At 53.7% G+C, this 21876-nt stretch carries 20 protein-coding genes; 5 read left to right on the forward strand and 15 right to left on the reverse strand.

The features are described from left to right. Positions 1–50 precede the first annotated feature (50 nt). The 3 genes from AC2TF6_RS17775 to AC2TF6_RS17785 all read right to left on the reverse strand — a co-directional run bounded on the left by AC2TF6_RS17775 (position 51) and on the right by AC2TF6_RS17785 (position 3634). Positions 51–578: a GNAT family N-acetyltransferase gene (locus AC2TF6_RS17775; RefSeq protein ID WP_491307889.1), complete on the reverse strand. Its 528-nt coding sequence runs from the start codon at positions 576–578 to the stop codon at positions 51–53. Positions 579–1008: 430 nt separating this feature from the next. Beyond that, positions 1009–1716 (reverse strand): DNA alkylation repair protein, encoded by a 708-nt coding sequence (locus AC2TF6_RS17780; protein ID WP_491307890.1) that lies wholly within the window; start codon positions 1714–1716, stop codon positions 1009–1011. A 559-nt stretch (positions 1717–2275) separates the two neighbouring features. Beyond that, positions 2276–3634, reverse strand: a complete 1359-nt coding sequence (locus AC2TF6_RS17785; protein ID WP_491307891.1) for an MFS transporter — start codon at positions 3632–3634, stop codon at positions 2276–2278. A gap of 166 nt (positions 3635–3800) precedes the next feature. On the opposite strand from AC2TF6_RS17785, the gene AC2TF6_RS17790 reads away from it, so the two are divergent. Continuing rightward, on the forward strand, positions 3801–4460 hold the full coding sequence (locus AC2TF6_RS17790) for a helix-turn-helix transcriptional regulator (protein ID WP_491307892.1): 660 nt from the start codon (positions 3801–3803) through the stop codon (positions 4458–4460). Positions 4461–4562: 102 nt separating this feature from the next. Here AC2TF6_RS17790 and AC2TF6_RS17795 read toward each other — a convergent pair whose 3' ends face one another. The 5 genes from AC2TF6_RS17795 to AC2TF6_RS17815 form a co-directional block, all read right to left on the reverse strand. Further along, positions 4563–6041, reverse strand: a complete 1479-nt coding sequence (locus AC2TF6_RS17795) for an Lsa family ABC-F type ribosomal protection protein (protein ID WP_491307893.1) — start codon at positions 6039–6041, stop codon at positions 4563–4565. 345 nt (positions 6042–6386) lie between these two features. Then, entirely contained in the window at positions 6387–7043 is a 657-nt protein-coding gene (locus AC2TF6_RS17800; RefSeq protein ID WP_491311682.1) for a formylglycine-generating enzyme family protein, read from the reverse strand. A 370-nt stretch (positions 7044–7413) separates the two neighbouring features. Next, the gene (locus tag AC2TF6_RS17805) at positions 7414–7827 is read right to left on the reverse strand and encodes a hypothetical protein (RefSeq protein ID WP_491307894.1); all 414 of its coding nucleotides are present in this window, start codon (positions 7825–7827) and stop codon (positions 7414–7416) included. Beyond that, positions 7828–8043, reverse strand: coding sequence for a hypothetical protein (locus AC2TF6_RS17810; RefSeq protein WP_009675574.1), 216 nt, complete (start codon positions 8041–8043; stop codon positions 7828–7830). A 116-nt stretch (positions 8044–8159) separates the two neighbouring features. Beyond that, positions 8160–9128 carry a helix-turn-helix transcriptional regulator gene (locus tag AC2TF6_RS17815; protein ID WP_491307895.1) on the reverse strand — a complete coding sequence of 323 codons (969 nt, stop codon included), beginning with the start codon at positions 9126–9128 and terminating at the stop codon, positions 8160–8162. A 253-nt stretch (positions 9129–9381) separates the two neighbouring features. Between AC2TF6_RS17815 and AC2TF6_RS17820 the strand changes: the two genes are divergently transcribed. After that, positions 9382–10257, forward strand: coding sequence for an SDR family oxidoreductase (locus tag AC2TF6_RS17820; protein WP_491307896.1), 876 nt, complete (start codon positions 9382–9384; stop codon positions 10255–10257). A gap of 95 nt (positions 10258–10352) precedes the next feature. On the opposite strand, the gene cysK is transcribed toward AC2TF6_RS17820, so the two are convergent. From cysK to AC2TF6_RS17845, 5 genes are all read right to left on the reverse strand, one after another. Next, entirely contained in the window at positions 10353–11288 is a 936-nt protein-coding gene (cysK, locus tag AC2TF6_RS17825; RefSeq protein WP_491307897.1) for a cysteine synthase A, read from the reverse strand. 104 nt (positions 11289–11392) lie between these two features. Continuing rightward, positions 11393–12166: an ankyrin repeat domain-containing protein gene (locus AC2TF6_RS17830; RefSeq protein WP_491307898.1), complete on the reverse strand. Its 774-nt coding sequence runs from the start codon at positions 12164–12166 to the stop codon at positions 11393–11395. Positions 12167–12231: 65 nt separating this feature from the next. Continuing rightward, positions 12232–13545 (reverse strand): hypothetical protein, encoded by a 1314-nt coding sequence (locus AC2TF6_RS17835; protein ID WP_491307899.1) that lies wholly within the window; start codon positions 13543–13545, stop codon positions 12232–12234. A gap of 113 nt (positions 13546–13658) precedes the next feature. Beyond that, on the reverse strand, positions 13659–14348 hold the full coding sequence (locus AC2TF6_RS17840) for a response regulator transcription factor (protein ID WP_491307900.1): 690 nt from the start codon (positions 14346–14348) through the stop codon (positions 13659–13661). After that, positions 14326–15837 (reverse strand): sensor histidine kinase, encoded by a 1512-nt coding sequence (locus AC2TF6_RS17845; protein ID WP_491307901.1) that lies wholly within the window; start codon positions 15835–15837, stop codon positions 14326–14328. Before AC2TF6_RS17845 ends, AC2TF6_RS17840 begins: the two co-directional genes overlap by 23 nt. Before the next feature lie 281 nt (positions 15838–16118). Between AC2TF6_RS17845 and AC2TF6_RS17850 the strand changes: the two genes are divergently transcribed. Further along, positions 16119–18014, forward strand: a complete 1896-nt coding sequence (locus AC2TF6_RS17850) for a sensor histidine kinase (RefSeq protein WP_491307902.1) — start codon at positions 16119–16121, stop codon at positions 18012–18014. Between the two features lie 67 nt (positions 18015–18081). On the opposite strand, the gene AC2TF6_RS17855 is transcribed toward AC2TF6_RS17850, so the two are convergent. Further along, complete coding sequence (locus AC2TF6_RS17855; protein ID WP_491307903.1) at positions 18082–18834, reverse strand: L,D-transpeptidase family protein; 753 nt, start codon at positions 18832–18834, stop codon at positions 18082–18084. A gap of 4 nt (positions 18835–18838) precedes the next feature. Beyond that, positions 18839–20020 carry a hypothetical protein gene (locus AC2TF6_RS17860; RefSeq protein ID WP_491307904.1) on the reverse strand — a complete coding sequence of 394 codons (1182 nt, stop codon included), beginning with the start codon at positions 20018–20020 and terminating at the stop codon, positions 18839–18841. A gap of 246 nt (positions 20021–20266) precedes the next feature. Between AC2TF6_RS17860 and AC2TF6_RS17865 the strand changes: the two genes are divergently transcribed. Both AC2TF6_RS17865 and map read left to right on the forward strand, forming a co-directional pair. Then, positions 20267–21025 (forward strand): TetR/AcrR family transcriptional regulator, encoded by a 759-nt coding sequence (locus tag AC2TF6_RS17865; protein WP_491307905.1) that lies wholly within the window; start codon positions 20267–20269, stop codon positions 21023–21025. Between the two features lie 26 nt (positions 21026–21051). Next, on the forward strand, positions 21052–21798 hold the full coding sequence (gene map / locus AC2TF6_RS17870; protein ID WP_491307906.1) for a type I methionyl aminopeptidase: 747 nt from the start codon (positions 21052–21054) through the stop codon (positions 21796–21798). The last annotated feature ends 78 nt before the right edge of the window (positions 21799–21876 follow it).

The raw sequence follows: 21876 nt of genomic DNA on the forward strand, positions 1-21876 counted from the left end.
GCGGCTTATCCGTTTCAATGCCCGGCCTGTTCACGCGTCCGGTAAATCGTCTACGTGCCGGTTGATCCCAGCACCCGCCCGGCGGGGACGTGGTACCGGCAAATGCCGTCGATGTTGTCCTGCAGAACGCCCCCGCAGCTTTCGATCACTCGGCGCGACGGCACGTTATCTTCGTTGCAGGTCAGCAGCGCCTCACGTATGCCCTTGCCGGCCGCTTCCCGAAGAAGGAGTTGCAGCAGCAGTTTCGCATAGCCTTTTCCCCGCTCCGAAGGGCGGATAACATAGCCGATATGGCCGCCCCGTTTCTTGAGCTGGCCATTCAGCGCGTGCCGCATTTTCCCGTATCCGACGGGCCTGCCGTCCGCATAAAGCCAATAAACCGTTTGAGGAACGAGCCCTTCCGGCAGCTGTTTGGCCCGCGCCATGTTATAATTTTTGACAAGCAGATTATGAAATTCGTCCCGGGTTTCGCTGTAAAAGCTGTTCACAAACCCGTTCGCTCCCAGACCGATCTCACGCGTCATTTCAAAGATGTCCGAGCCTTCCTCCACATTCAGTTCGCGCAGTTCTTCATTCATACGGGCAGCTCCTTTACTCCTTTTGAAAAATATACGGGATTTCGAGAAAGAAAAAAAGACCCTTTTTCATAAAAGGATCAAGCTGCGCACCAAAAAAACACCGCAGCCCAGGAGGAGCAAGGCAGGTCAATCAAACTAAGAACAGGAGATGTTTATGCTGGGACCAAGCAATCATAAGAAGAAATGGTACTTAAGAAACGGTTTTGTACTCGCTTTATGTGCTATAACACCGCCTATAGGGTACATTCATGTTCTAGTAAACCGGAAACATTGGGAACGCAAAGAAATGCTAAGCTACTTGGTCTGGGCAACCGTGTTTACATCCTTCTGGCTCTTAAAATTTATCTCTAAAGAATTGCAGCTTGTCGCATTGATCCTAGCCTTGATTTTCTTGTCTTCAGAAAAAAAAGGTAGCGCCCGGCCTTACCTCTTAACACCTTACATATTTACGTTTGAAACCAAGTTGGCCTTTGTTTACTGCCTTTTGAATATTTTCGGAAGCAAGCAGAAACTTACTTTTTGATTTGTCCCGATTAACTTCTACCGGGCCTACTGCGTTTGCGGTCTCGACCGCCTTATCATGGAGAGGCAAATAGGAGACTCCCACTGTGTAAATAAAATTGTTCATAGCATATTTAGCTCTTTCGGGAGAATCATGAATCGTATTTTTCACAATTTCAAGCATATCGGCAAGTTTGCTTTCGGAAAATTCCCCGTCATGCCGACTCCCCAAAAGCCAGCAGTAACAACTCCAGCCCGCTGACATCCTCAACTCTTGGCCGCTTGCGATCCATTTATCCGCAACTTCTTGCGCAATATCAGTTTCTGCCAAGGTTACGGCCACCACATAATCGGACAGCATATAAAAATACGCGGCGTCTATCCAACGCTCAAAATCCGCGGCAGTCATGGCTTTCGGGTCCGCTATTACGCCGGCAAAATACATGGCGTCATAATTCCCCGTGTTGTAAAGCTCCTCGGCCAAAGGCTGGTTTTTTTTAATTTTCTTAGCCATGGGCTTCATTGCGCCTGTAGCCACACCAAAGAGCGGTTCGCGCGCGCCATTGGAAACGTAAATTTTTTGGGTTCGTTCCTTGCCGAGACTTTCAAGTTCCTGCATGACCGTTTCGAAATTCATTGTTTATCACTTCCTTATTATTGAAGGATTTCATCACGTTTAGTATAGCCAATACGGGATAAAGATTATCTGCTGTATGGCCCGATTTAGAAGCTTCACTGCTTATTATACAGACATTTTTCTGTTGCAAAAAATTATTGACGTATATTCATGTCTTAAATCTGTGACAAGAACATACGTCAATAAGTTAATAAGGCTAATCACATTTTTTAACTTCCCCACGGTGATTTTCCATTCTGAAACTAGCTCCACATGAAGCTCTTGCATTAGGGTTATTCAAGGTGAAACCGCCTATCATCCCCCTTTCTGCATCCCCCCTCTTCAACGCCTATTCTAAGGAAAGAATTTCGGGTATTAGCACTTGATAAGATTTCGACGATTTTTTCTGATGCTGCTTCACTGACCTGTATCATCATTGCATTTCTCCTTTGAACGTCATTTTTGGTTAGCCGGTATGTTTGTAACGAGAGCAGATCTATAAATGGTTTGTATGGACCGTTCCCTGTCACAAAGGACATGGAACGGCTGTTTTTGTATGTTTAGAAGGCTTGTTTATAGGTTAGTTTGCCGGTCTAATCCGGGTGCTGGCGAATAAACTCGTGACGATTAACAAGAGATGAAAACCCATCGTTACAATTAATCCGGTTTGCAGGGACATCCCTGCAGCTTGACAAACAACAAGAATGGAACCGCCTATCCCGATGACCACGCCCGGTGTAAAAGAATCCGCGAATTGCAGATTTGCCGAAGTTTCTCCAACATCTCCATTCCCTGTTTGGGAAAATGCCACAACGCCGCTAATGGGATGCGCAAGTCCAATTCCAATTCCAGCTATGATTTGTCCGATAACCGCAACGGCAACTGTCACAACAGGTACCCAGAAAACCAAGGCAATTCCAATTGCAAGCAATAGCACACCCAGGATAATTCTTGTATGACGTCCGCGGCCTTGGTCTGCCGAATCCCAACGTCCTTGCAAATAGGCAATGAGGCACCAACTTAGCGCAGCGCTCGCTACAATTAATCCGGCCTGAGAAGGAGTAATACCTTTCACATCTATTAAAGCCAGTACCAAGAAATTCTGTGTGCTGGCATAGGCGGCGAAGAACAACCCGCGTGTTGCTAGAATAGCCGGCATGCCTCTTCGGAAAACAAGCGTTCCCTTGGGCAGCAATTTGCGCAGCGGATATCCCATTAGCGCTAAGCCGATCATGACTAAAACAACCCCTGTAAGGATCGGCAGCATGCTTAGACCGACTAAGAAGATTCCCGTACCTATCGTTAACAGCAAGGCCAGCCATGCAGCTGAAGCCCCGTTGTCCCCTTGCATCCTCTGTGTTTTTAATTTCCTAAATGCAGGTAAACTAAGCAGTGCTGAAACAACCAGGATCGGTAAGATCCCCCAGAAAACAAACCGCCAGGACCATTGATCAGCGATAAGACCTGCAACGTATGGACCGAGCATGGACGGAAGAACGTAGGCAGTACCGAAGGCTCCGAGGATTTTGGCACGTAATTCATCCGGATAACTTAAGGATATTGCCGTGTACACGCAAGTCATCATAGCTCCGGCACCTAAACCCTGCATAGCCCGCGCCCCTATCATGGTATACATATCTCCTGCTGTTGCGGCAGCGATCAGCCCGACGACAAACAATATAAGTGCGAAAGTGAACGGTGCCGCAGGTCCTTGTCTATCAATGATTCGACCGACGACCAAGGTGCCGATAATCTGCGCAAGCAGATAGGTACTGAATATCCAACCGAATAGGTCGAGGCCGTTCAAGTCACCGGCAATGGAAGGGGCAATCGTCGTTACCGATAAGCCTTCGAATCCGACTGCCATCACCGACAGTATGATTCCTATGGACAGTGCAAAATAACGCGGGCTGAAAATGCTTTGAGGATTAGACGACATGAAATTTGACCTCCAAGAAAATTTTTATGTATACACTGTATCCGGATACTTAGTAAACATATATGTTGACAAAGTTTAAATTACAGTCCGATTTTGACTTTGTCAACATTTTTGTTTAAAATGTAGACAGTGAACTAGATCCGGTTGCTTAATAAGGAGGTTCATCATGAGCCCAAATCGAACGAATAAGGATGCCTCGACCCGTACACGGAGAGCGATCATTGATCTGCTAAAGCAGCAGGGAGGAATGGATGTTGTGGCACTAGCCTCCAAATTTTCGCTATCCGGAATGGCTATTCGTCAACATTTAAATGCGCTGAAAGAAGAAGGATTCGTTACTTATGAAGAAGAAGCCCGCCCCATGGGTCGGCCAACAAAGCTATGGAGATTAACTCAGGAGGCTGATCAGTTTTTTCCAAGCGGATATTCTGAGTTATCCGTCAGTCTGATCCATTCGATGAAAGAAGCTTTCGGAAACGAGGGACTGGACAAGCTGCTGGCTGTCCGGAATAAAAAGTTGCAAGAGCAATATCTCCAGTACATTGGCGGCGCATCTGACGTAAGAGAGAAACTGGACAAACTGGCCGAAATTCGAACCCGCGAAGGCTATATGGCCGTGGTCAAGGACCAAGGCGATGGCAGTTTCTTGTTTATTGAGAAGCATTGTCCGATCTGTGAAGCTGCCGTTGCATGTACCGGGTTATGTAAGAATGAGCTGCATTTATTTCATACAATTCTTGGGAAACATGTTCTTGTTGAACGTGTAGAGTATATTTTGGCCGGGGGAAGAAACTGTGTATACAGAATTAGGGAAAATAATCTGTGACCAAGAGAACAAGGCACAACAATTGAACCGAATGAATTGAAGCTGCGAACAAAAAACACCGCAATCCAGAAGGACTGCGGTGTTCGAGTGTGCCAATGAAAGTTAAAGCTCCACTACCTTGGTCGCAATATTGTTGCAAAATTCTCGGTCATGCTCCACAAAAAGAAGGGTTGGCTTGTGTTCGAGCAGCAATTCTTCAATTTGCATTCGCGATACCACGTCGATAAAATTAAGCGGCTCATCCCAGATATGCAGATGAACGTGCTCGCACAGACTTTTGGCGATCAGCACCTTCTTCTTCTGCCCGCCGCTATAAGACGAAATGTCCTTCTCGAATTGAACACGAGCGAAATCCAGTTTTCTCAAGATCGATTTAAACAGGCTTTCGTCTATTCCGTTTTCCCGAGCGTAGTCGGATAAGCTGCCCCGCAGATGCGCGGTATCCTGCGATACGTAGGATATTTTCAGCTGGCTCCCCTTCCGGAAAGTGCCGGTATAGTCGATATCTTCGCCGAGAATCAGCTTCAGAATACTTGATTTTCCAGAGCCGTTTTTACCCGAAAGCGCAATCCGCTCTCCCTGCTCCACCGTAAAGCTGATATCGCTGCACACCGTCTTATCGCCGTAACGAATCGACACACGTTCAAGCTCGGCAAGCTGGTTTTTGTGATAAACAAGCTGGGAAATCTTCAAGCTTTCGGAGCTTTCGATATTTTTCAGGAGATGTGAACGATCTTCAATCGCGGACTGCTGTCTTTGCTCGATGGTTTTGGATCGTTTCATCATTTTGGCGGCTTTATGACCGACGTATCCTTTATCTACCTTGGAACCGGAATTTCGTGTCCCGTTCTTCGTTTTCTCCACTTCGTGCGACCAGCCGCTTGTCCGTTTGGCCGCTTCCGACAGCCGCTTGATGTCTTTTTTCAGCTTTTCGTTCTCCGCAAGCTCAAATTCGTCCTGCATTTCTTTGTTTGTCCACCAGTCCGAGAAGTTGCCTTTCCGGATTTCGATGTTGGTTTTGTTGATGGACAAAATGTGATCGACGCAGTGATCGAGAAAAGCTCTGTCGTGAGAAACCAGAATATATCCGTTTTTGTTCCTCAGATAGCTGCTGACCAGTTTGCGCGCTTCCATGTCGAGATGGTTGGTCGGTTCGTCAATGAGCAGAAAGCTGTTCTCCTTAAGAAACAAAGCGGCCAGCATCACTTTCGTCTGCTCCCCGTTCGACAACGAGTCAAAGGGCCGGTCCAGCACATCCTCCGTAACCTTCAGCAGGGAAAGCTCGCGCAATAGTTCCCAGTGAACATAATCCGGAAAAATGTCACGGATCACATCCAACGTCAGATTTTCCTTGTTATCCACCGGATAAGGAAAATATTCAAACTGGACCTGAGCGGAAATCGTTCCGCTGTATTCATACTTGCCCTGCAGCAGGTTCAGAAACGTGGTTTTCCCCCGGCCGTTCCTCCCTGTAAAACCCAACTTCCAATCGGTATCGATCTGAAAGCTTACCTCTTCGAATATGTTATCGTAACTGCCGTCATAAGCGAAAGTCAGGTTAGAGACTCTAATCAATGACATGATTGAATCCTCCTCCTTTGAATAAAAAAATGAGCTGCAAGAAAGTTATACCTTTCCCGCAGCTCAAATATTATATCAAATCCAGCCCGCGACGGGGCCAGACCTGAATATCCGATTTGAGTGAAAAGGAGATGTAACTTCTTGCAGATAATAAATAAAACAAGCGAAAAACTTCGCTTTTTGTTTTATCATTACGCGCGCAAGAAATTTTACATTATCCTCTTCAACTCCATTCCGTAAATTACTGACATAGTAGCATACTCACCCTATATTTGCAACCCGCCGCCGTTAGCGCGATTCCCCGTGCCCGATTGCCGCTCCCCTTCAAAAAAGGCCGAAGTCAAGTTACCCCGACCGGGCCAGGCGAAATCCAAGATCGTCTATGCCAAAGGTCGGATGGCTCCGGCGGCGGCACGTTGCCCCGCAGCCCCTGGCCTCTTCCGCCCAGCTGCCTCCGCGGAAAATCCGGTAGGAGCCGTACACCTCTTCATCATAGACATCCCAGCACCACTCCCAGACATTCCCCAGCATATCGTAGAGTCCCCAGGCGTTCGGTTCCTTGGTCCCTACTTCTTGAGCCCCTCCTCCCGAATTTTCGTTGTACCAGGCTATCTCATCCAGCTCTCCGTATCTGTAACCGGCAGTCCCCGCTTTGCATGCGTGCTGCCACTCCGCTTCCGTAGGAAGCCGGTAGCCGTCCGCCTCCCAATCGCACCGGATCGTTTGACCGTCGCTACTTATCGAATAACATTCTTTCAGCCCGGCCTGCCGTGAAAATAGATTACAGAAAGAAACGGCTTCCTCCCAGGAAATATTCACGGCCGGCTTCAAATTTTCGTCCGGTGAGTAGGGTGAATTCGTCGTAACTGCCTTGTAGAGCCCCTCGGTTACAGGATAACGGGCAAGCAGAAACGGTCTTAGTTCAGCTTTCCATTTGGTATCGACCCGGTCGTCTCTTAATTCGATTTCTCCGCCCGAAATATTTACCATCGGCTGATCCATGTATGTTTTTCGTTCATCGGACAAACGGCCTTCCTCCCAACGACTATGATTTTACAAATCTTACCGTGCTTGGAACCGTTAATCAATATAAAATTAGCCGTGCATGGATTTTAAGCACGGTTTATGTTTCAGACTCACACGACGATCTGCAAAATGCGGCTTGCCGGCCGCATACTAAACGGCATGATAAAGTCGATCCCCGTCCAAAGAAAGGAGCGCGTTATCCGCACCGCTATGATTACAGGTTAACGCCATGGCGACGGTATTAAAAAAACCGCGATAATCGCGGTTTTCTCAGGCATATTAGGGTTCTTTCGATAGGAGAGCCTTTGGTTCCCTGCCGTTTGGCCGGGTGAGGCGAACCCGAATCCTAAGAGGACAAGGAACTCTCCTCCGGAGGGTTGTCCGACCGGAACCGGGCGGCGATGAGCTTTTCTAGCAGCAGATGCCCCGCATACAGCCCTCCCATAATAAGCAGCATCCCAAGCGACACTTTCTGCAAGGCCGTCTGCCAGCCTTCGTAATAAGCAAAGACACCGGTTAACATACTTAGGCCGAGCACACCCACGAATATCTTCTTTTTGCGGGATTCTTTTTGTGGAACAAACAATAGCTTTTCACGAAGCCGGATATTCATCCCCGCCAGAGAGATCAGGACAAAATAGATCGTTTGGGCCGGGTGAGACGAGTCGAAGAAAATGAACTGGTGCACGAAATAAAAAGGGACTCCGAACGTACCCAGAAAGATGGCGTTATAAGCCAGCCTGATTTTCAGCGGAACCATTCAGCTCTCCTTCGTTTCCGGCGGAAGCACCGCCGTATTCGGTTTGGATGCCATGTACGTATCGAGAGCTTTGTTCGCTTTGAGGGCGAGCCTGATTAACACGATCAGAAGAACGATCCCTAGTACAAGCAGGACCGCGTACCCCGCCATCATCAGCATTTGAATCAGTACGAACGGATTTACCGCCGCAGCAGTTGCAGATGCACCACTATCCATTTCCATCTTCCTTCCTGTAACTAAAGCTTAGATCCATCTTACGAAGCTTTTGCGGGTAAAAGCGATGTTCCGGGCCTCTGCCCACTTGTTATATTTTACCACCTCTTAAATCTTCTTCACAGCTCTTTATTCCCCTTATTGTCGTAAAGCTCCAATATCCCTCTCGTTACCGCGACTAATCCCGAACGCAGTTCCTCCGGCGCGAGAACATAAACGCTGCTGCCGTAACCGAGCAGGATGCCTATAGCCGATTCCAACGTATTGAATTCGGTGTCCGCTTCCACCCAACCGTTATCGGCTTCGCCTGGATGCCGTACTTTTGCAAACCGTTCTCTGGAAAAACGGTGAAGCTCCGTCTCCCTGATCTTAATTTTTGCGGGATAGCGCGGAAGCTTTGCCGCAAACTCTTTCAGGGACTGTTCCCAGTACTCGGCAAGATCGAATGACGTCGGCCTAGTAAAATGTTCCTCCGAGAGCTCCGCGTCAAGCAGCCGGGAGATTCTGTAGGTTCTCATCTCTCCCTCTGTCTCGGCAACCGCATACCAGATGCTGCCTTTGGCGACGAGGCCGAGCGGATGGATGATCCGCTCCGCGATCCGGTCGTCGCGCCGGTAGCGGATGCGCAGCTTCCTCTCTTCCCACACCGCTTGCTGTACGAGCGGAAGATGGGGAAGCTGCTCGGCCGAGCGGTGCCAGCCTGCGCCGTCGATATGGATGCGCTGCCGGACGCGCTCCGTTTCCTGCCGCAGGGACTTGGGCGAAGCCGCCAACAGCTTCTGGAAAGCACTGTCGTATTCGCTGCTCATGCCGAGATCCGACAGCAGGGCCGAAGTGTTCGCGATCAGAAGCGTCGCGATTTCCTCCGCTTTCATGCCGGTCAGCCGGGTGCGGTATCCTTCCGTCAGGGACCATCCGCCGCCCGAACCCCGCTCGGCATAAACCGGAATGCCCGCCGCGCTCAAGGCCTCCATGTCCCGGAAAATGGTCCGTTCCGACACCTCAAGCTTCTCGGCGAGTTCGCGGGACGACATTTTTCCGTGGTTTTGCAGCAATAATAAAAGAGACAGCAATCGGTCGGCTCTCATCGTTATTCCTCTTTTCTTCCCTGTTCGGCATCCCCGGCCGTTCTCTTTTCTCAGCGGTCTTGCTTGGCCGTTTTTCCCGATCGGCAGTTCTGAACGGCGCGGGGCTTTTCGTTCAATTTACTATATCAATTATGACAGGGGTTGTCATATATCCCCTCTTATACTGGGTACAGGATGCGGGCGGCTAATCGATCCGCTGCCTGCATAGACACAGCAATCCAATATTATTTGAGACACAAAAGGAGAGATCGCGATGAAATCGAAATCACTGGAAGGAACGATCGCCGTAGTGGCAGGAGCGACGCGCGGCGTCGGACGAGGCATTGCAGCCATGCTCGGGGAGGCGGGAGCGACCGTGTACTGCACGGGCCGCAGTGTCCGGGGGAACCTCTCCAACATGGGCCGCAGCGAAACGATTGAGGAAACGGCGGAGCTTGTGACCGCTAAAGGAGGGCGGGGAATCGCCGTCCGCGCGGACCACACGGCAGAAGAAGATGTGAAGGCGCTCTTCGAGCAGGTAAAACTGGAGCAGAACGGCAGGCTTGACCTCCTAGTGAACGATGTGTGGGGCGGAGATCCTTTGACCGAGTGGGGAAAAACGTTCTGGGAGCATTCACTGCCGGACGGACTTCTCATTCAGGAGCGTGCGGTTCGCTCGCATATGCTCACCAGCTATTACGGAGCTCCCTTGCTGGCGTCCCGCAAGCAGGGCATGATTCTCGAAATTACGGACGGTTTCGATTACCGTTACCGGGGGAACCTGTATTACAGTCTGGCCAAAATTTCCGCCATTCATCTGGCGGAGGCGATGGCCGCGGATCTGCGACCGCACGGAGTAACGGCGGCAGCCGTCACACCGGGTTTTCTCCGCTCGGAAGCGATGCTTGATCATTTCGGCGTAAAGGAAGAAAACTGGAGAGACGCCATCGCGCAGGAGCCTCATTACAGCGAGTCCGAAACGCCGTTCTATATCGGACGAGGAATCGCCGCACTCGCGGCCGATCCGGACAAATTCGCGAAGTCGGGCAAGGTGCTGACGAGCTGGGGATTGTCCGACGAGTACGGCTTCAGCGATGTCGACGGCAGAAGACCCCATTGGGGCCGGCATGCGGCGGAGCACGGCTTGTAAGACGAGCGGCAGGACACTAAAGACGCCAAATAAGGCAGCCACGATTTCGGTGGCTGCCTTGAAGTTTTTATGCGGTTTGAAAGAGGGTCCCCGCGCTACTCTTCCTGGAACAAATCGGTAGACAGGTAGCGTTCCCCGGTATCGGGAAGCAGAACGACAATGGTCTTGCCCTTATTCTCGGGGCGCTCCGCCAGCACGGAAGCCGCGTGAACGGCCGCACCGGAAGAAATTCCGACGAGAATGCCTTCGTTTCTCGCAAGCAGACGGGCCGCCGCAAGTGCTTCCTCGTTTTTCACGGTCAGAATCTCGTCTACCACGGAAGAATCGAAATTCCCCGGTACGAAGCCCGCGCCGATTCCCTGGATTTTGTGCATGCCTCTTTTCCCCCCGGACAGAACAGGCGAATCCGCCGGCTCCACGGCGACGATGTTCACCGCGGGATTTTTCGCTTTAAGCGCCTGCCCGACCCCGGAAACCGTTCCGCCCGTACCGACTCCGGCGACAAAAATATCGACGGCCCCGTCCGTATCCCGCCAGATTTCTTCGGCAGTCGTCCGGCGGTGTACGTCCGGATTCGCCGGATTCTCGAACTGCTGAGGAACGAAAGCGCCCGGCAGTTCGGCCGCAAGCTCCTCCGCCCTGCGGATCGCGCCTGACATCCCCTCTTCCGCCGGTGTCAGAACAAGCTCCGCGCCAAGCGCCGCAAGCAGTTTCCTGCGCTCGATGCTGAAGCTCTCCGGCAGTGTGATGATGAGCTTGTAGCCAAGGGCCGCGGCCGCGAAAGCAAGGCCGACGCCCGTATTGCCGCTCGTCGGCTCGATAATGACGGAATCCGGCCGGAGCAGCCCCTTCTCTTCCGCGTCTTTGATCATCGCGTATCCGATGCGGTCCTTTACGCTGCCCGCCGGATTAAAATACTCCAGCTTGGCCAGCAGCCGCGCCTCAACCTGCTGTTTTTTGCCGTAATTCACCAGCTCCAGCAGCGGTGTGTTTCCGATCAACTGCGTCAAATTCGTTGCAATGTTTGCCATGTATCTATCCCCCGTTTGAGATGCTTTATCCCTATCATGTTAGTCGGTTATCATTCTACGATACCACCAACGGGGGAAGATGACAAATGGGCGCAGCCTGCCTTTTACCGGCCTCCGGCCGCTTCCAGCATCGCGGCGATTGCCGTGAAATTCCGGGAGACGGCGTGCCGGTAAGCCGTGACACCGTCCCCGTCCGGCAGATGGACATCCGCCCCATGCTCCAGCAGCAGACGGATAATCGTCTGGTGAACTTCTCCTCCGTCGCCGAGGATGACGGCTTCCAGAAGCGCCGTCCAGCCCAGGCGGTTCACATGATTCACGTCCACTTGGGTCCGGGTGAGCAGCTCCCGCACAATGTCCGCATGCCCCCGTTCCGAAGCGGGAATGAGCGCCATCCCCCCGTACCGGTTGGTGAGGGCGGGATCGGCACCGGCGGATATGGCCAGCCGCAGCAGCTCCATATCCCCTTCGGCTCCGGCATACAGGAACAGGTTATCCGAGCGGTCATTGCGGATATTCACATCCGCCCCTGCTTCGAGCAGAACGCGGACGGCTTCCGGGTGCCGGTTGATCGCGGCCGCCATGACCGGAGTATTCCCATCGCTGTCCTGCGCATTTACACCGGCCCCTTCCCCGATCAGCGTCCGGACCTTCTCCGCGTCGCCTTTCGCAGCCGCCTCCAGCAGCTGCGTGTTTTTTTCACTGGGCATTTCCATTTTTCCAATCCCCTCCGTTTCTAGTCCTTGCGATTTTTGATAAACCGGCGTTTGCTCCGTTCCCGGGTCCGGGCTGCCGACCGTCCGGCATCCGGTCAGCGCCGCGGAGATCAGGACCGGGATGATCAGAACCGGGATGAAGCTATGGATCCGCTTGAACATCGGCATCCGCCTCCTTAAACTCTATAGGCAAAAGACCTCCGCAGAGGTCTTTTCGAAGCTTGCGTTTAGCTGCTTTTCAAAGCATCGGTATTCAAACTGATCTTGCCCTGCTGGGTTGCCCACGCGCCGGACGCCGTGACAGTGTAAGACTTGCCGGGATTCAGCTGCGCGCCCGTTGCCAGCTCGAACGTGCCGACCGCTCCTTTGCGGCTCGTTACCTTGTAGACGGCCGTCAGCTTCTTGCCGTCCTCGTCCGTCAGCTCTACACTGCGGCCGGAGAACAGTTCGTCACGCGGATCGGCCGCAAGCGTAATGTCGACGGCGGTCCCGCTGACGGCTTTGGCGGACGCGATTACAAGCGGCGCCGCGGCACGGGCGGTGAAAGACGCTTCCGTCACGGTCGCCCAGTCGGCCGTAACGGTGTATTTTACGCCGGGAATCAGCGTCTGTCCGGCCGGAAGGCGGAATTTGGGCGCCTGTCTGTCATCCGTGGCCTGCGTATACGGAACATATGCGGCGCGGATCGGCTGTCCGCCCTCCGGCGTGAGGGTAACGGACATATCGCGGAGAGAGGAAATGATGTCGTACGATTTTCCGCCGCTTGCGTTGCGGTCGTTCAGGTACATTTCCAATCCGCCGCGCGTACCGAAGTACGACTCGACCACATACCCGTAATCGACGACTCCGTCCTTGCGCAGCGATTCCAGCTCGAACGTGTCTGCCGTCACCTGCCGAGCTGCCGCCAGTTTTACCGTATGGGCGGAGCCCGTAAACTTGCCCGCGGCTTTGCCTTTGTACGTCAGACTGTAAGTTTTGCCCGGCTGCTGAACGGTGACGGGAACCACATACGTGGAGCGGGCCCCGTTCTTAAGCTGCGGAACGTTGCGGATCGTCATCCCGTTGTCGAATTGAAAATTCGCTTTCGCTTTGTCCAAATTCACGTCGGCCGCCGTCAAGGGGGAGTCAAACGTGATTTCAAGCGTTGCGACAGATAGCACCTTAATGTTTGTCACGGCCGCGTGCTCCGAAGGAATATAGGCAATCGCCTTAAATCCGAGACGCGCCGCCTCCCCGCTGCGGACACGCGCATCGGGCTCGTAGTTTTTCAGCCACTGCTGAATGACCAGCGGTTTCTTCTCTGTGAGCTGGGCGATCCGGCTGACGAGCTCCTGCTGGGTCAGCATCAGTCTTCCGCGGTCCGAAACGTGCCCCGCAGCGAAATCGTTACCGTTCATCCCCGGCGCCGGCGCAAGGTTCATGATCCGCGAATCGGCCGGAGACTTGGCGGATTGAGCGGCAGCGGGAGCGGCATTCAAGGGAAGCAGTACCGAAGCGGCTACAGCCGAAACCGTCAGCAGTTGAAGCAACGTTTTTTTCATAAAAGTTCCTCCTGTAGGGTGAGTAATTGTGATAAGTTCTTGATTTCATCCTACAGAACGAAACTAAACGGCCCGGAAACAAATTCGAAACTTTTTCTAAACAGCTCTTCCCGTCAGCCCGAAAACCGGTAGCCGACTCCCCAAATCGTCTCGATATATTCCGGCGCGGAAGGATCGGCCTCGATTTTCTCACGGATACGTCGAACATGCACGGTTACCGTCGCGATGTCCCCCATCGAATCCATGCCCCATATTTTTTCGAAAATTTCCTCCTTGCGGAAAACCCGGTTGGGGTGCCGGGCGAGAAATAGCAGGAGATCGAACTCCCTGGCCGGAAGCGGCACTTCTTTCCCCCGGGTGTAAACCCGGCGGGATTCCGGTTCAATGGCCAGCTCACGGATGCGGATTTCTCCCGGCGCCGTCTCCTTCAGCCCCACCAGCCGTTCATAACGCGTTAAATGCGCCTTCACGCGCGCAACCAGCTCGCCCGGACTGAACGGCTTCGTCATGTAATCGTCGGCGCCCATGCCCAGTCCGCGTATTTTATCGAACTCGTCTTTCCGGGCGGATACGATGAGAATGGGAACTTCCATGGCCGTACGGATTTGACGACATACTTCGAAGCCGTCTTTTCCGGGAAGCATCAGATCCAGGACGATCAGATCGAAGCCTTCCGTAAGCGCCTTGTGCAGCCCGTCGTCCCCCCGGGTTGAAATCTCGACCTGAAATCCGTGCAAGTTCAAATAATCCCGGTGCAATTGGGCGATCGTCGCCTCGTCTTCAATGATCAGAATTTTTTTCATCGGTGTGATTTCCTTTCAGCAGCGGGAGCCGGATTACAATGCGCGTGCCTGTCTGCGGATGTCGCGTAGACGCGCTGTCCGAGGCATTCTCCGCGCAGATGCTTCCCCCGTGGTTGTCGACAATCTGTTTGGCGATGGCGAGCCCCAGTCCCTGGCCCCCCGACTCCCGGCTGCGGGACGTCTCGGCCCGGTAAAACCGGTCAAATACATGAGGCAGCGCCGCGGGATCGATCCCGGGACCGGTGTCGGTTATTTCAAGCACGGCCGCTGCCCCGTCCCGCCGGAGATCGAAAGCGATCGTTTTTTGCGGCCGCTCCATGAACTTGAGGCTGTTTCCGACTACGTTGTTCACAACCCTCTTCATGTGCATGGGGTCTATCCGTACGTACAAAGGACCCGGAGAGTGTCCGCCGGTTTCCAGTCCGACGCCTTCTTTTTCCAGCTCGAAACGCAGTTCATACACCACGTCCGCGACAAAACGCGTCAGATCCACTTCCTGCAGGGCAAACGGAACTTTATTGAGATCCAGCCGGGAATAAAGAAACAGCTCCTCTATGAGATGATCCATCTCCTCCGCTTTGCTGTAAATGATATCCACATAACTTTCCAGTTTGTCGGGCGTATCCGCCACCCCGTCCCGGATTCCTTCCACATAGCCGCGTATGGCGGACAAGGGCGTTTTCAAATCGTGCGAGATGTTGGCGATAAGCTCCTTGCGGTTGCTTTCGTACTGCTTCTGCATCTCCTCGGATTCCTGAAGCTTCCCCCTCATTTCCTCGAAAGCCGCGGAAACCTGCCCGATCTCGTCGTCGCCCGGTTGAATCCGGAACCGCAAGTCTCCCCGCTGGATACGCGCCGCCGAAGCGCGCAGCAGGTTGAGCGGCCGGATCATCCGCCTGGTGAGGAACAGATAGATGTAGATGTTCGAGCCGACGAGCAGCAGAAACAAAACCGACACGAACAAAGGCAGCAGCTTGCTCATCAGAACGGCGAACGGGCTGACCTCCCGGAACACGAACAGCCTTCCCTGTTCGCCATCCGCAAACCGGAAGTCGTATTTGGCGTAGCCGAAAAAGTTTTTCCCCGTCTGCAAAGTGCTTCTCATGTGCACGTTTTCCGCTTCGTACGGAGGCAGGACGGCTTCGGGTTGGTTTTCCGCCAGAGCCGGTGAAATAAACGCGCTGCCGGACCCTTTGCGGATCAGAAGGAAAGCCTTGGCGACCTTCAGCTGAAAATCGTATTCTTTGTAGATGTCCGGTACAAGCAGTTCCTCCGGCTTCGTTTTGGCAAGATGCTTAAGATCGAGAAAAAGCGTCTCCTGTTCGGGCGTAAGCGGCTTCAATCGGAGATGGACGTTGTAAAAAGAAGATATGCCCCTCACATCCCCCGTTACGGCTGTCGTTACGATAAAAGCGGCCGCCGTGAAAAGCAGCACCGTGGCGACGAGCAGCAAAGTGAAAGAAGCAAGTAGGCGGGCACGGATGGACATGATTGTTTTTGCCTCCAGATGATTTAAATCGTGAAGATTTCCTACAGTCTACCAAGGAATTTTGCGGGGATCAAAATAAAATTTCTGTTCCAAGAGATCAAGCACTTCTTGATATAATCAAGTTTCTTTTGATGAAAACGGTTTATTTTCTCTTAAAATTTCTAATTTTATGCTTTTTTATGTAAGGATTAGTCGAAAAATAAGCGATTTCAGGTAGACTTCCCACCCTTGCATCCTTTACTATGGGAGGTACAGGAATACTAGTTATAGGAGACATGCGAATGCAACATGAAGCTGGGAATTATGATGCGCTGCTGGTCATTCTCTCGATCCTGATGTCCATGACGACCTCCTGTACCGCGCTGGACATGGCAGACCGCCTGCTGCGCGGCGACCGCTCTTTCCGTAAAATGCTGCTGACCGCTGTCGTAACGGGCTTGGGCGTCTGGTCCATGCACTTCTTGGGCATGCTGGCCTTGAAGCTCCCTTTCGAAGTCCATTATCATCTGCCTTTGCTCGCCGTCTCTTTAATGCTGCCCATTCTCGCGGTTTTCCTGTCGCTGCTAATCCTGGCCCCGGAACGGAAACTCGGAAAACGATTTTTCACAGCCGTCGGCCTGCTGGCCGGGCTCGCCTTCGTTTCCATGCACTTCTCCGGCATTCTCGCCATGAAAATACCGGCCGTGTATCACCAGGCGCCGGGCAGTCTGATCGTTTCGATCGTGCTGGCCCTGCTCGCCTCGTATCTTATGCTCGCTCTGGCGATCTATGCACGCGAGCTGCCCGCTTACAACCTGCTTTCGCCCTGGAAAACCGGGGGCGGCCTGCTGGTTGGAGGCCTCATTGCCGGCATGCATTACACCGCGATGGCAGGGGCTTCTTTTACGCCGTCCGACCACGAGCTTTCTCTTACAAGCAGCTCGATTATAGGCCATACGCTGCTGACGGTTCTTGTCGGTTGTACGGTCTGCTGCGTGCTTTTCTGGGTTGTGCTCGTCCTGTACCGCGACCGGCAGAACGTGCTTACCGCCTCACGGTTCAACGAGCAGAGATATACCGCTCTGTTCGAGCATAGTCCCGATCTTGTCGTCTGCATGGATCCCGTCAAAAAGATGATCGTCAGCGCGAATCCGTCCGTGTTCGCCAATACGGGCTACACGCAAGCGGAGCTTATGGTCATCTACCTGCACGATCTTCTTTACTCTCGGGACGAGAAATTGAAAGTCATGACCGCCCTCGCGGAGGCGGCTCAAGGAAAGCCTTCGAAAATCGAATTGTCCATCCGCACGAAGCAGGGAGCGCGAAAATATCATCGGGCCTCGGTTTTTCCGCTCGAACACAACCGGCAGCTTCTCGTCTATTTCGTATCCAAAGATATAACCGACAGGATCGTGGTCGAGCAAGAACTGCGGAAAGCCAAGGACTTGGCTGAAAGCGCTGTCAAAACGAAAAGCGAGTTCCTCGACACGATGAGCCACGAGATCCGGACGCCGCTGACCGGCATTATCGGGATTAACCAGCTGCTGGCGGAGTCCGCGGAGTCCCCGGACGATCAGGAGCTGCTGGCGCTTCAAGCCAAAAGCTCGCAAGCGCTCCTGAGGGTCATCAACGATATTCTGGAGCTGTCCAAAATGGAAGCCGGACGCATTTCACTTCACCAGGAGCCGTTTCAACTTCGCGAGCTTATCCAAGAATGCCTCGATTTCTTTGCGATTATTATCCGCAACAAGGAGCTCGCCATGGACACGTCCATAGACCCGGGTGTGCCGGAAATTCTCGTCGGCGATTACGGCCGTGTCCGCCAGATTCTCGTAAACTTAATCGGCAACGCCGTTAAATTTACGGATCAGGGCCTTATCTCTCTCGAAGTCCGGCTCTCGGAACGCGGCGATGAAGGATGCCTCCTCGAATTCGCCGTCAGCGATACCGGTATAGGTATCGACTGCAGCAAGCTGGACCGGCTGTTTCAGCCTTTCACCCAGCTCGACGGGGCATCGAACCGTAAATATGAGGGGACGGGCTTGGGGCTCGCCATCTGCCGAAAGCTCGTTATGCTCATGCAGGGCCGGATTTGGGCCGTTCCCGGCCGGAGTGTGGGGACGGAATTCCGGTTTACGATCCGGCTGCGGGAGCTCCGCCATTTTATGGACGAAGGAGACGGCCAGGAAGCCGGGTAATCCCTATCCGGGATGACCGCCGAATAAAAGAGAAACCTCCAATCCTGACCGGTTGGAGGTTTCTCTTTTATTCCATCAGGCCGAGCTTTTCATAGACGCTCACGGACACGACGCCATCCGCTCTCAGTCCGTGGTCCCGCTGGAACCTCCGCACCGCTTCGGCCGTCGAAGCCAGAAACTTCCCGTTGCAGACTCCGCTGTAATAGCCGGCGCTTGTCAGCCGGTTCTGGATGAGCTGGACATCCGCCCCGATATCTCCTTGGGCAAGCTTCCTCGGCTCATGGCCGGGATCGCCCAGAACGTGCCCCGCGATGGTCACCTTCGTACCCACCGGAATCAGGTCGTAAAGCTCCTCCACGTCCCGGTTTCTCATCCGGATGCAGCCGTGGCTTAAATGCCTGCCGATGGAGTACGGCTTGTTCGTTCCATGGATGCCGTACGCTCCCCACGGAACATTCAGGCCCAGCCAGCGCGGTCCGAAAGAAGGCCCCCAGTCTTTCCCTTTATAAATCACCTGATATTCGCCGACCGGCGTAGGGGTTGACAAGTTTCCGACCGCAACCGGGTATGTCTTGAAATGTTTCTTGTCTTTGAATACGACAAGCTTGTGACGGAGAGGGTACACCTCGATTGAATAAGGCCCCTGGTCCGCAACGATAGGAATAGAGGGTTCCGTCCCGCCTCCCGGAACCGGTGCGCCTTCTACCGCGGCTTTTCCCGGCAACAGAACATTCAGCAGGCATACAACGGTCAGCGCGATTCCCATTAACTTCAAAAACGTTTGTCCTTTGTTCATGTTGATCCCCGCGCCCGCATTCATTTTTTTACCGGCTTTTCCTTCCGTCTTCGGTACGCTTCCCCGGACGGCCGGGCTCCGGGTATTCGAACTGTGTCAGTTCCCATGGATCGTACAAAGAAGCTCGGGTGAAAGCGAAGCGGCAAATCGCTTTGCGCGGACGTTTCCCCGCTTCTTCGAAAGCAAGTTCAACCGGAAGTTCAAAACCATACTCCTGTTCCGCTTTACGCGCTTCTTCCGGCTTCCATTCCGTCAATCTGCGCACGGATACGAAAGACCGGCTGTCTTTCTTCAGCTCTTCCAGCCGTTCCCGGTTATGCGGACGGCCGAGAAGCTCCAGCATCGCGTCATCGTGCTGGTCAAAAGCCGTGACAACCAGATCGGCCAGCTCCTGAGGTGAAGCCTTCCCGACAAAACCGCTCGCCTTGCCTGCGGCTCTGTGAGCCATAAACTGGTGAGCGGTGTCTTTGGACCGGGATTTGTGGGTCGTGCTGCCCACAAAATGGATGCAGGAATGCCCGCTGAACCCGTTCTCCGGGATGCCGTCCCCCCCATGCGGCATTCCGTTCATGGAAGCGGCATAGCTGTGCCCGTCGTAACGGACGAGAACAGCCCTGCGGTTCCAGCTCCATTTGCCCCCGTAGATCGACTTCATGACCGCCGTATCCTTCTTCGTAAGCGGTTGAACGTCCGCATGCTGGCGCCCCGCTCTGCGCTGAACCCGGAACGCAAGTCCGGTTTCCAGATCAAGCACCTCGAATTTGGCCTGACGGGGGACGGCTTTCTGCGCGTCGTTCCAGGAAATGAGCTCTCCGTAATGCTTGCGGTGGAGAACCTTGATTTGCTTCACAAGTTCCCCTCTAAGCGCCTCGCCCGGCCGGATCACTTCGTGCCCCAATGAATCGTAGAACTCTCCCATAGCGCTGACCGGGTAGATGCGTTCTCCGCCTGCTTCCCTCACCTTCATAAACGTATCCGTATACGGGAAGGATTCCGCCTTTCTGCGTACGCTTTGGCCGAAAAGTTTGCGCACGCTCAGCGTAACCCCGGTTTCGCTCCGGTAAACCGCATCCGGCGTCGTCTGTACGGAAAGTACAACGCTCCCGTGGTCTCCGGCCTCTACAGCTTGCTGCATGTATGCCGCTTCGGGACGAAGTAAGATTCCCCAGACGGCAAGGAGCAAAAAGACACGCCGTTTTCCTTTTCCCATTCCGGTTTTTCACCCCGCTTGACTTTTTCGGTCTTTTTTAATCCTTTCAGATCCTGGCCTTCCTTCCTTGTTAGTTTTCGCCGAAGTTCCAAAAACATGTGAGGTCATCTGTAAATTTTTGTTCCGGGTTGCCGGGACATACTTAGGTTGAGCCGGAAATCCTCCGGCTAATCTCTTGTTATTCGCAAGCCGATGTTTTATATTGACATAAGAGTAGGTCAAAAATAAAAGAGGTGACCGGACGAGATGACTCCACGCACGAAGGAACAAAACGAAGAGATCCGGCGGCGGCGTCTGGCGCAAATCCGGAAAGCCGCTGCCGATGTGTTTTTGAATAAAGGGCCTTTACTGGAAATCCGCGATGTGGCCGCGCAGGCGGGACTCGGCTACGGCACGGTATACCATTATTACAGCAATAAGGGCGATTTGCTCCACGATCTGCTATGGGACGCGTTGGAGCGGGCCGGGGGATGGCTGGAGGCCCCGCTAGAGGTCCTGCTGGAGACTCAACTGGAGGTCCCGCGCACTTCGGCTTCGGGGGAGGCGCCGGCGGGCGGGCATTTCGGCTTGGCTGCTGCGGCGGACACCGGGAACTCGGCTGCCGCGGATTCCCGAAGCGGAAGCCGCGAAACGGCCGCTGCCGCAGAGCTTGGCCCCGCCGCCGCCGCCGGCGTCCGGCTGCTGCAGCTTTGGGCGGAGGACCACGCCCTGTACCTGCTGTATAAGCTGGCCGGTGAGGGCTTTACCTCGCTGCCTGAAGCGCGCTCGGCCCCGCTCACGGCCGCCTTTCGCCGGGAGGTGCTCGCGCCTTTTGCCGCACTGCTGGAAACCGGGCGTGCGGCGGACGGGGCTGCCGCTTCCGGCGGAAACGCGGCGGAGCCGCCGTATCGGATGCAGCGCGCGGAAATGCTGCTGGCCGCCTTGGTCGGCTGCGCCTCGCTCTCGCTTCGCCGCGGAAAGCTGCACGAGGAGGCCAGGGATATCGCCCGGTTTTTAAACTTATAGAATGGATAAGGAGCGAATAAACAAAGATGATCATTTTAAAATCACCTAGGGAAATTGAAGAGATGAAGCCGGCGAGCCAAATCGTTGCGGACTGCTACCGCGAGGTGGCCAAACTGATCGAACCTGGGATCACCACCCGGGAAATCAATGACTTTGTTGCCAGACACATCACCAAGCTGGGCGGCAAGCAGTTTACGAAAGGGTACAACGGTTTCCCCGCCGAAACCTGCACTTCGGTCAACGATGTGGTGGCCCACGGCATTCCTTCGAACCGGGCGCTTATGGACGGCGACTTGCTGAAGCTCGACATCGTCGTGGAATACGGGGGGTGGTTCGGCGATTCGTGCCATTGCTATGCGGTGGGCAATATCCGGCCGGAGGCGCAAAAATTAATGAAGGTGACAAAGGAATGCTTGGATCTGGGCATCGCCCGGGCAATCCCCGGAGGCCGGCTCGGCGACATAACGTCGGCGATTCAACAACATGCGGAAGCGAACGGGTTTTCGGTCGTACGCGATCTGCTGGCGCACGGAATCGGGCGGAGCCTGCACGAGGAGCCGAGCTACGAGCATATCGGCGTAGCCGGCAAAGGCATTCGGTTAAAGGAAGGCATGGTGTTTACGATTGAACCGATGCTCAACGAAGGTACGTTCCGTATCACGATCGACGACGATCAGTGGACGGCGAGAACGGCCGACGGCAAGTTGTCGGCGCAATATGAGCATACGATCGCAGTCACGCCGGACGGACCGCTGATTTTAACGGCCCAGTAAGAATAGAGGCGAACGGACGGGAATGCGTCATTTTAGGAAATAAGTCGCCAACCAGGCCTGCTTGGCCTAACGGAAGTT

The sequence above is a fragment of the Paenibacillus sp. JNUCC 35 genome (assembly GCF_058269095.1).

Coding starts and splice junctions, on each gene's coding strand:
- AC2TF6_RS17775 (WP_491307889.1), bottom strand. CDS start 578: ATGAATGAAGAACTGCGCGAACTGAATGTGGAGGAAGGCTCGGACATC.
- AC2TF6_RS17805 (WP_491307894.1), bottom strand. CDS start 7,827: ATGGTTCCGCTGAAAATCAGGCTGGCTTATAACGCCATCTTTCTGGGT.
- AC2TF6_RS17815 (WP_491307895.1), bottom strand. CDS start 9,128: ATGAGAGCCGACCGATTGCTGTCTCTTTTATTATTGCTGCAAAACCAC.
- AC2TF6_RS17835 (WP_491307899.1), bottom strand. CDS start 13,545: ATGAAAAAAACGTTGCTTCAACTGCTGACGGTTTCGGCTGTAGCCGCT.
- AC2TF6_RS17850 (WP_491307902.1), top strand. CDS start 16,119: ATGCAACATGAAGCTGGGAATTATGATGCGCTGCTGGTCATTCTCTCG.
- AC2TF6_RS17855 (WP_491307903.1), bottom strand. CDS start 18,834: ATGAATGCGGGCGCGGGGATCAACATGAACAAAGGACAAACGTTTTTG.
- AC2TF6_RS17780 (WP_491307890.1), bottom strand. CDS start 1,716: ATGAATTTCGAAACGGTCATGCAGGAACTTGAAAGTCTCGGCAAGGAA.
- AC2TF6_RS17840 (WP_491307900.1), bottom strand. CDS start 14,348: ATGAAAAAAATTCTGATCATTGAAGACGAGGCGACGATCGCCCAATTG.
- AC2TF6_RS17860 (WP_491307904.1), bottom strand. CDS start 20,020: ATGGGAAAAGGAAAACGGCGTGTCTTTTTGCTCCTTGCCGTCTGGGGA.
- AC2TF6_RS17790 (WP_491307892.1), top strand. CDS start 3,801: ATGAGCCCAAATCGAACGAATAAGGATGCCTCGACCCGTACACGGAGA.
- AC2TF6_RS17865 (WP_491307905.1), top strand. CDS start 20,267: ATGACTCCACGCACGAAGGAACAAAACGAAGAGATCCGGCGGCGGCGT.
- AC2TF6_RS17830 (WP_491307898.1), bottom strand. CDS start 12,166: ATGTTCAAGCGGATCCATAGCTTCATCCCGGTTCTGATCATCCCGGTC.
- map (WP_491307906.1), top strand. CDS start 21,052: ATGATCATTTTAAAATCACCTAGGGAAATTGAAGAGATGAAGCCGGCG.
- AC2TF6_RS17845 (WP_491307901.1), bottom strand. CDS start 15,837: ATGTCCATCCGTGCCCGCCTACTTGCTTCTTTCACTTTGCTGCTCGTC.
- AC2TF6_RS17810 (WP_009675574.1), bottom strand. CDS start 8,043: ATGGATAGTGGTGCATCTGCAACTGCTGCGGCGGTAAATCCGTTCGTA.
- AC2TF6_RS17785 (WP_491307891.1), bottom strand. CDS start 3,634: ATGTCGTCTAATCCTCAAAGCATTTTCAGCCCGCGTTATTTTGCACTG.
- AC2TF6_RS17795 (WP_491307893.1), bottom strand. CDS start 6,041: ATGTCATTGATTAGAGTCTCTAACCTGACTTTCGCTTATGACGGCAGT.
- AC2TF6_RS17800 (WP_491311682.1), bottom strand. CDS start 7,043: ATGGATCAGCCGATGGTAAATATTTCGGGCGGAGAAATCGAATTAAGA.
- AC2TF6_RS17820 (WP_491307896.1), top strand. CDS start 9,382: ATGAAATCGAAATCACTGGAAGGAACGATCGCCGTAGTGGCAGGAGCG.
- cysK (WP_491307897.1), bottom strand. CDS start 11,288: ATGGCAAACATTGCAACGAATTTGACGCAGTTGATCGGAAACACACCG.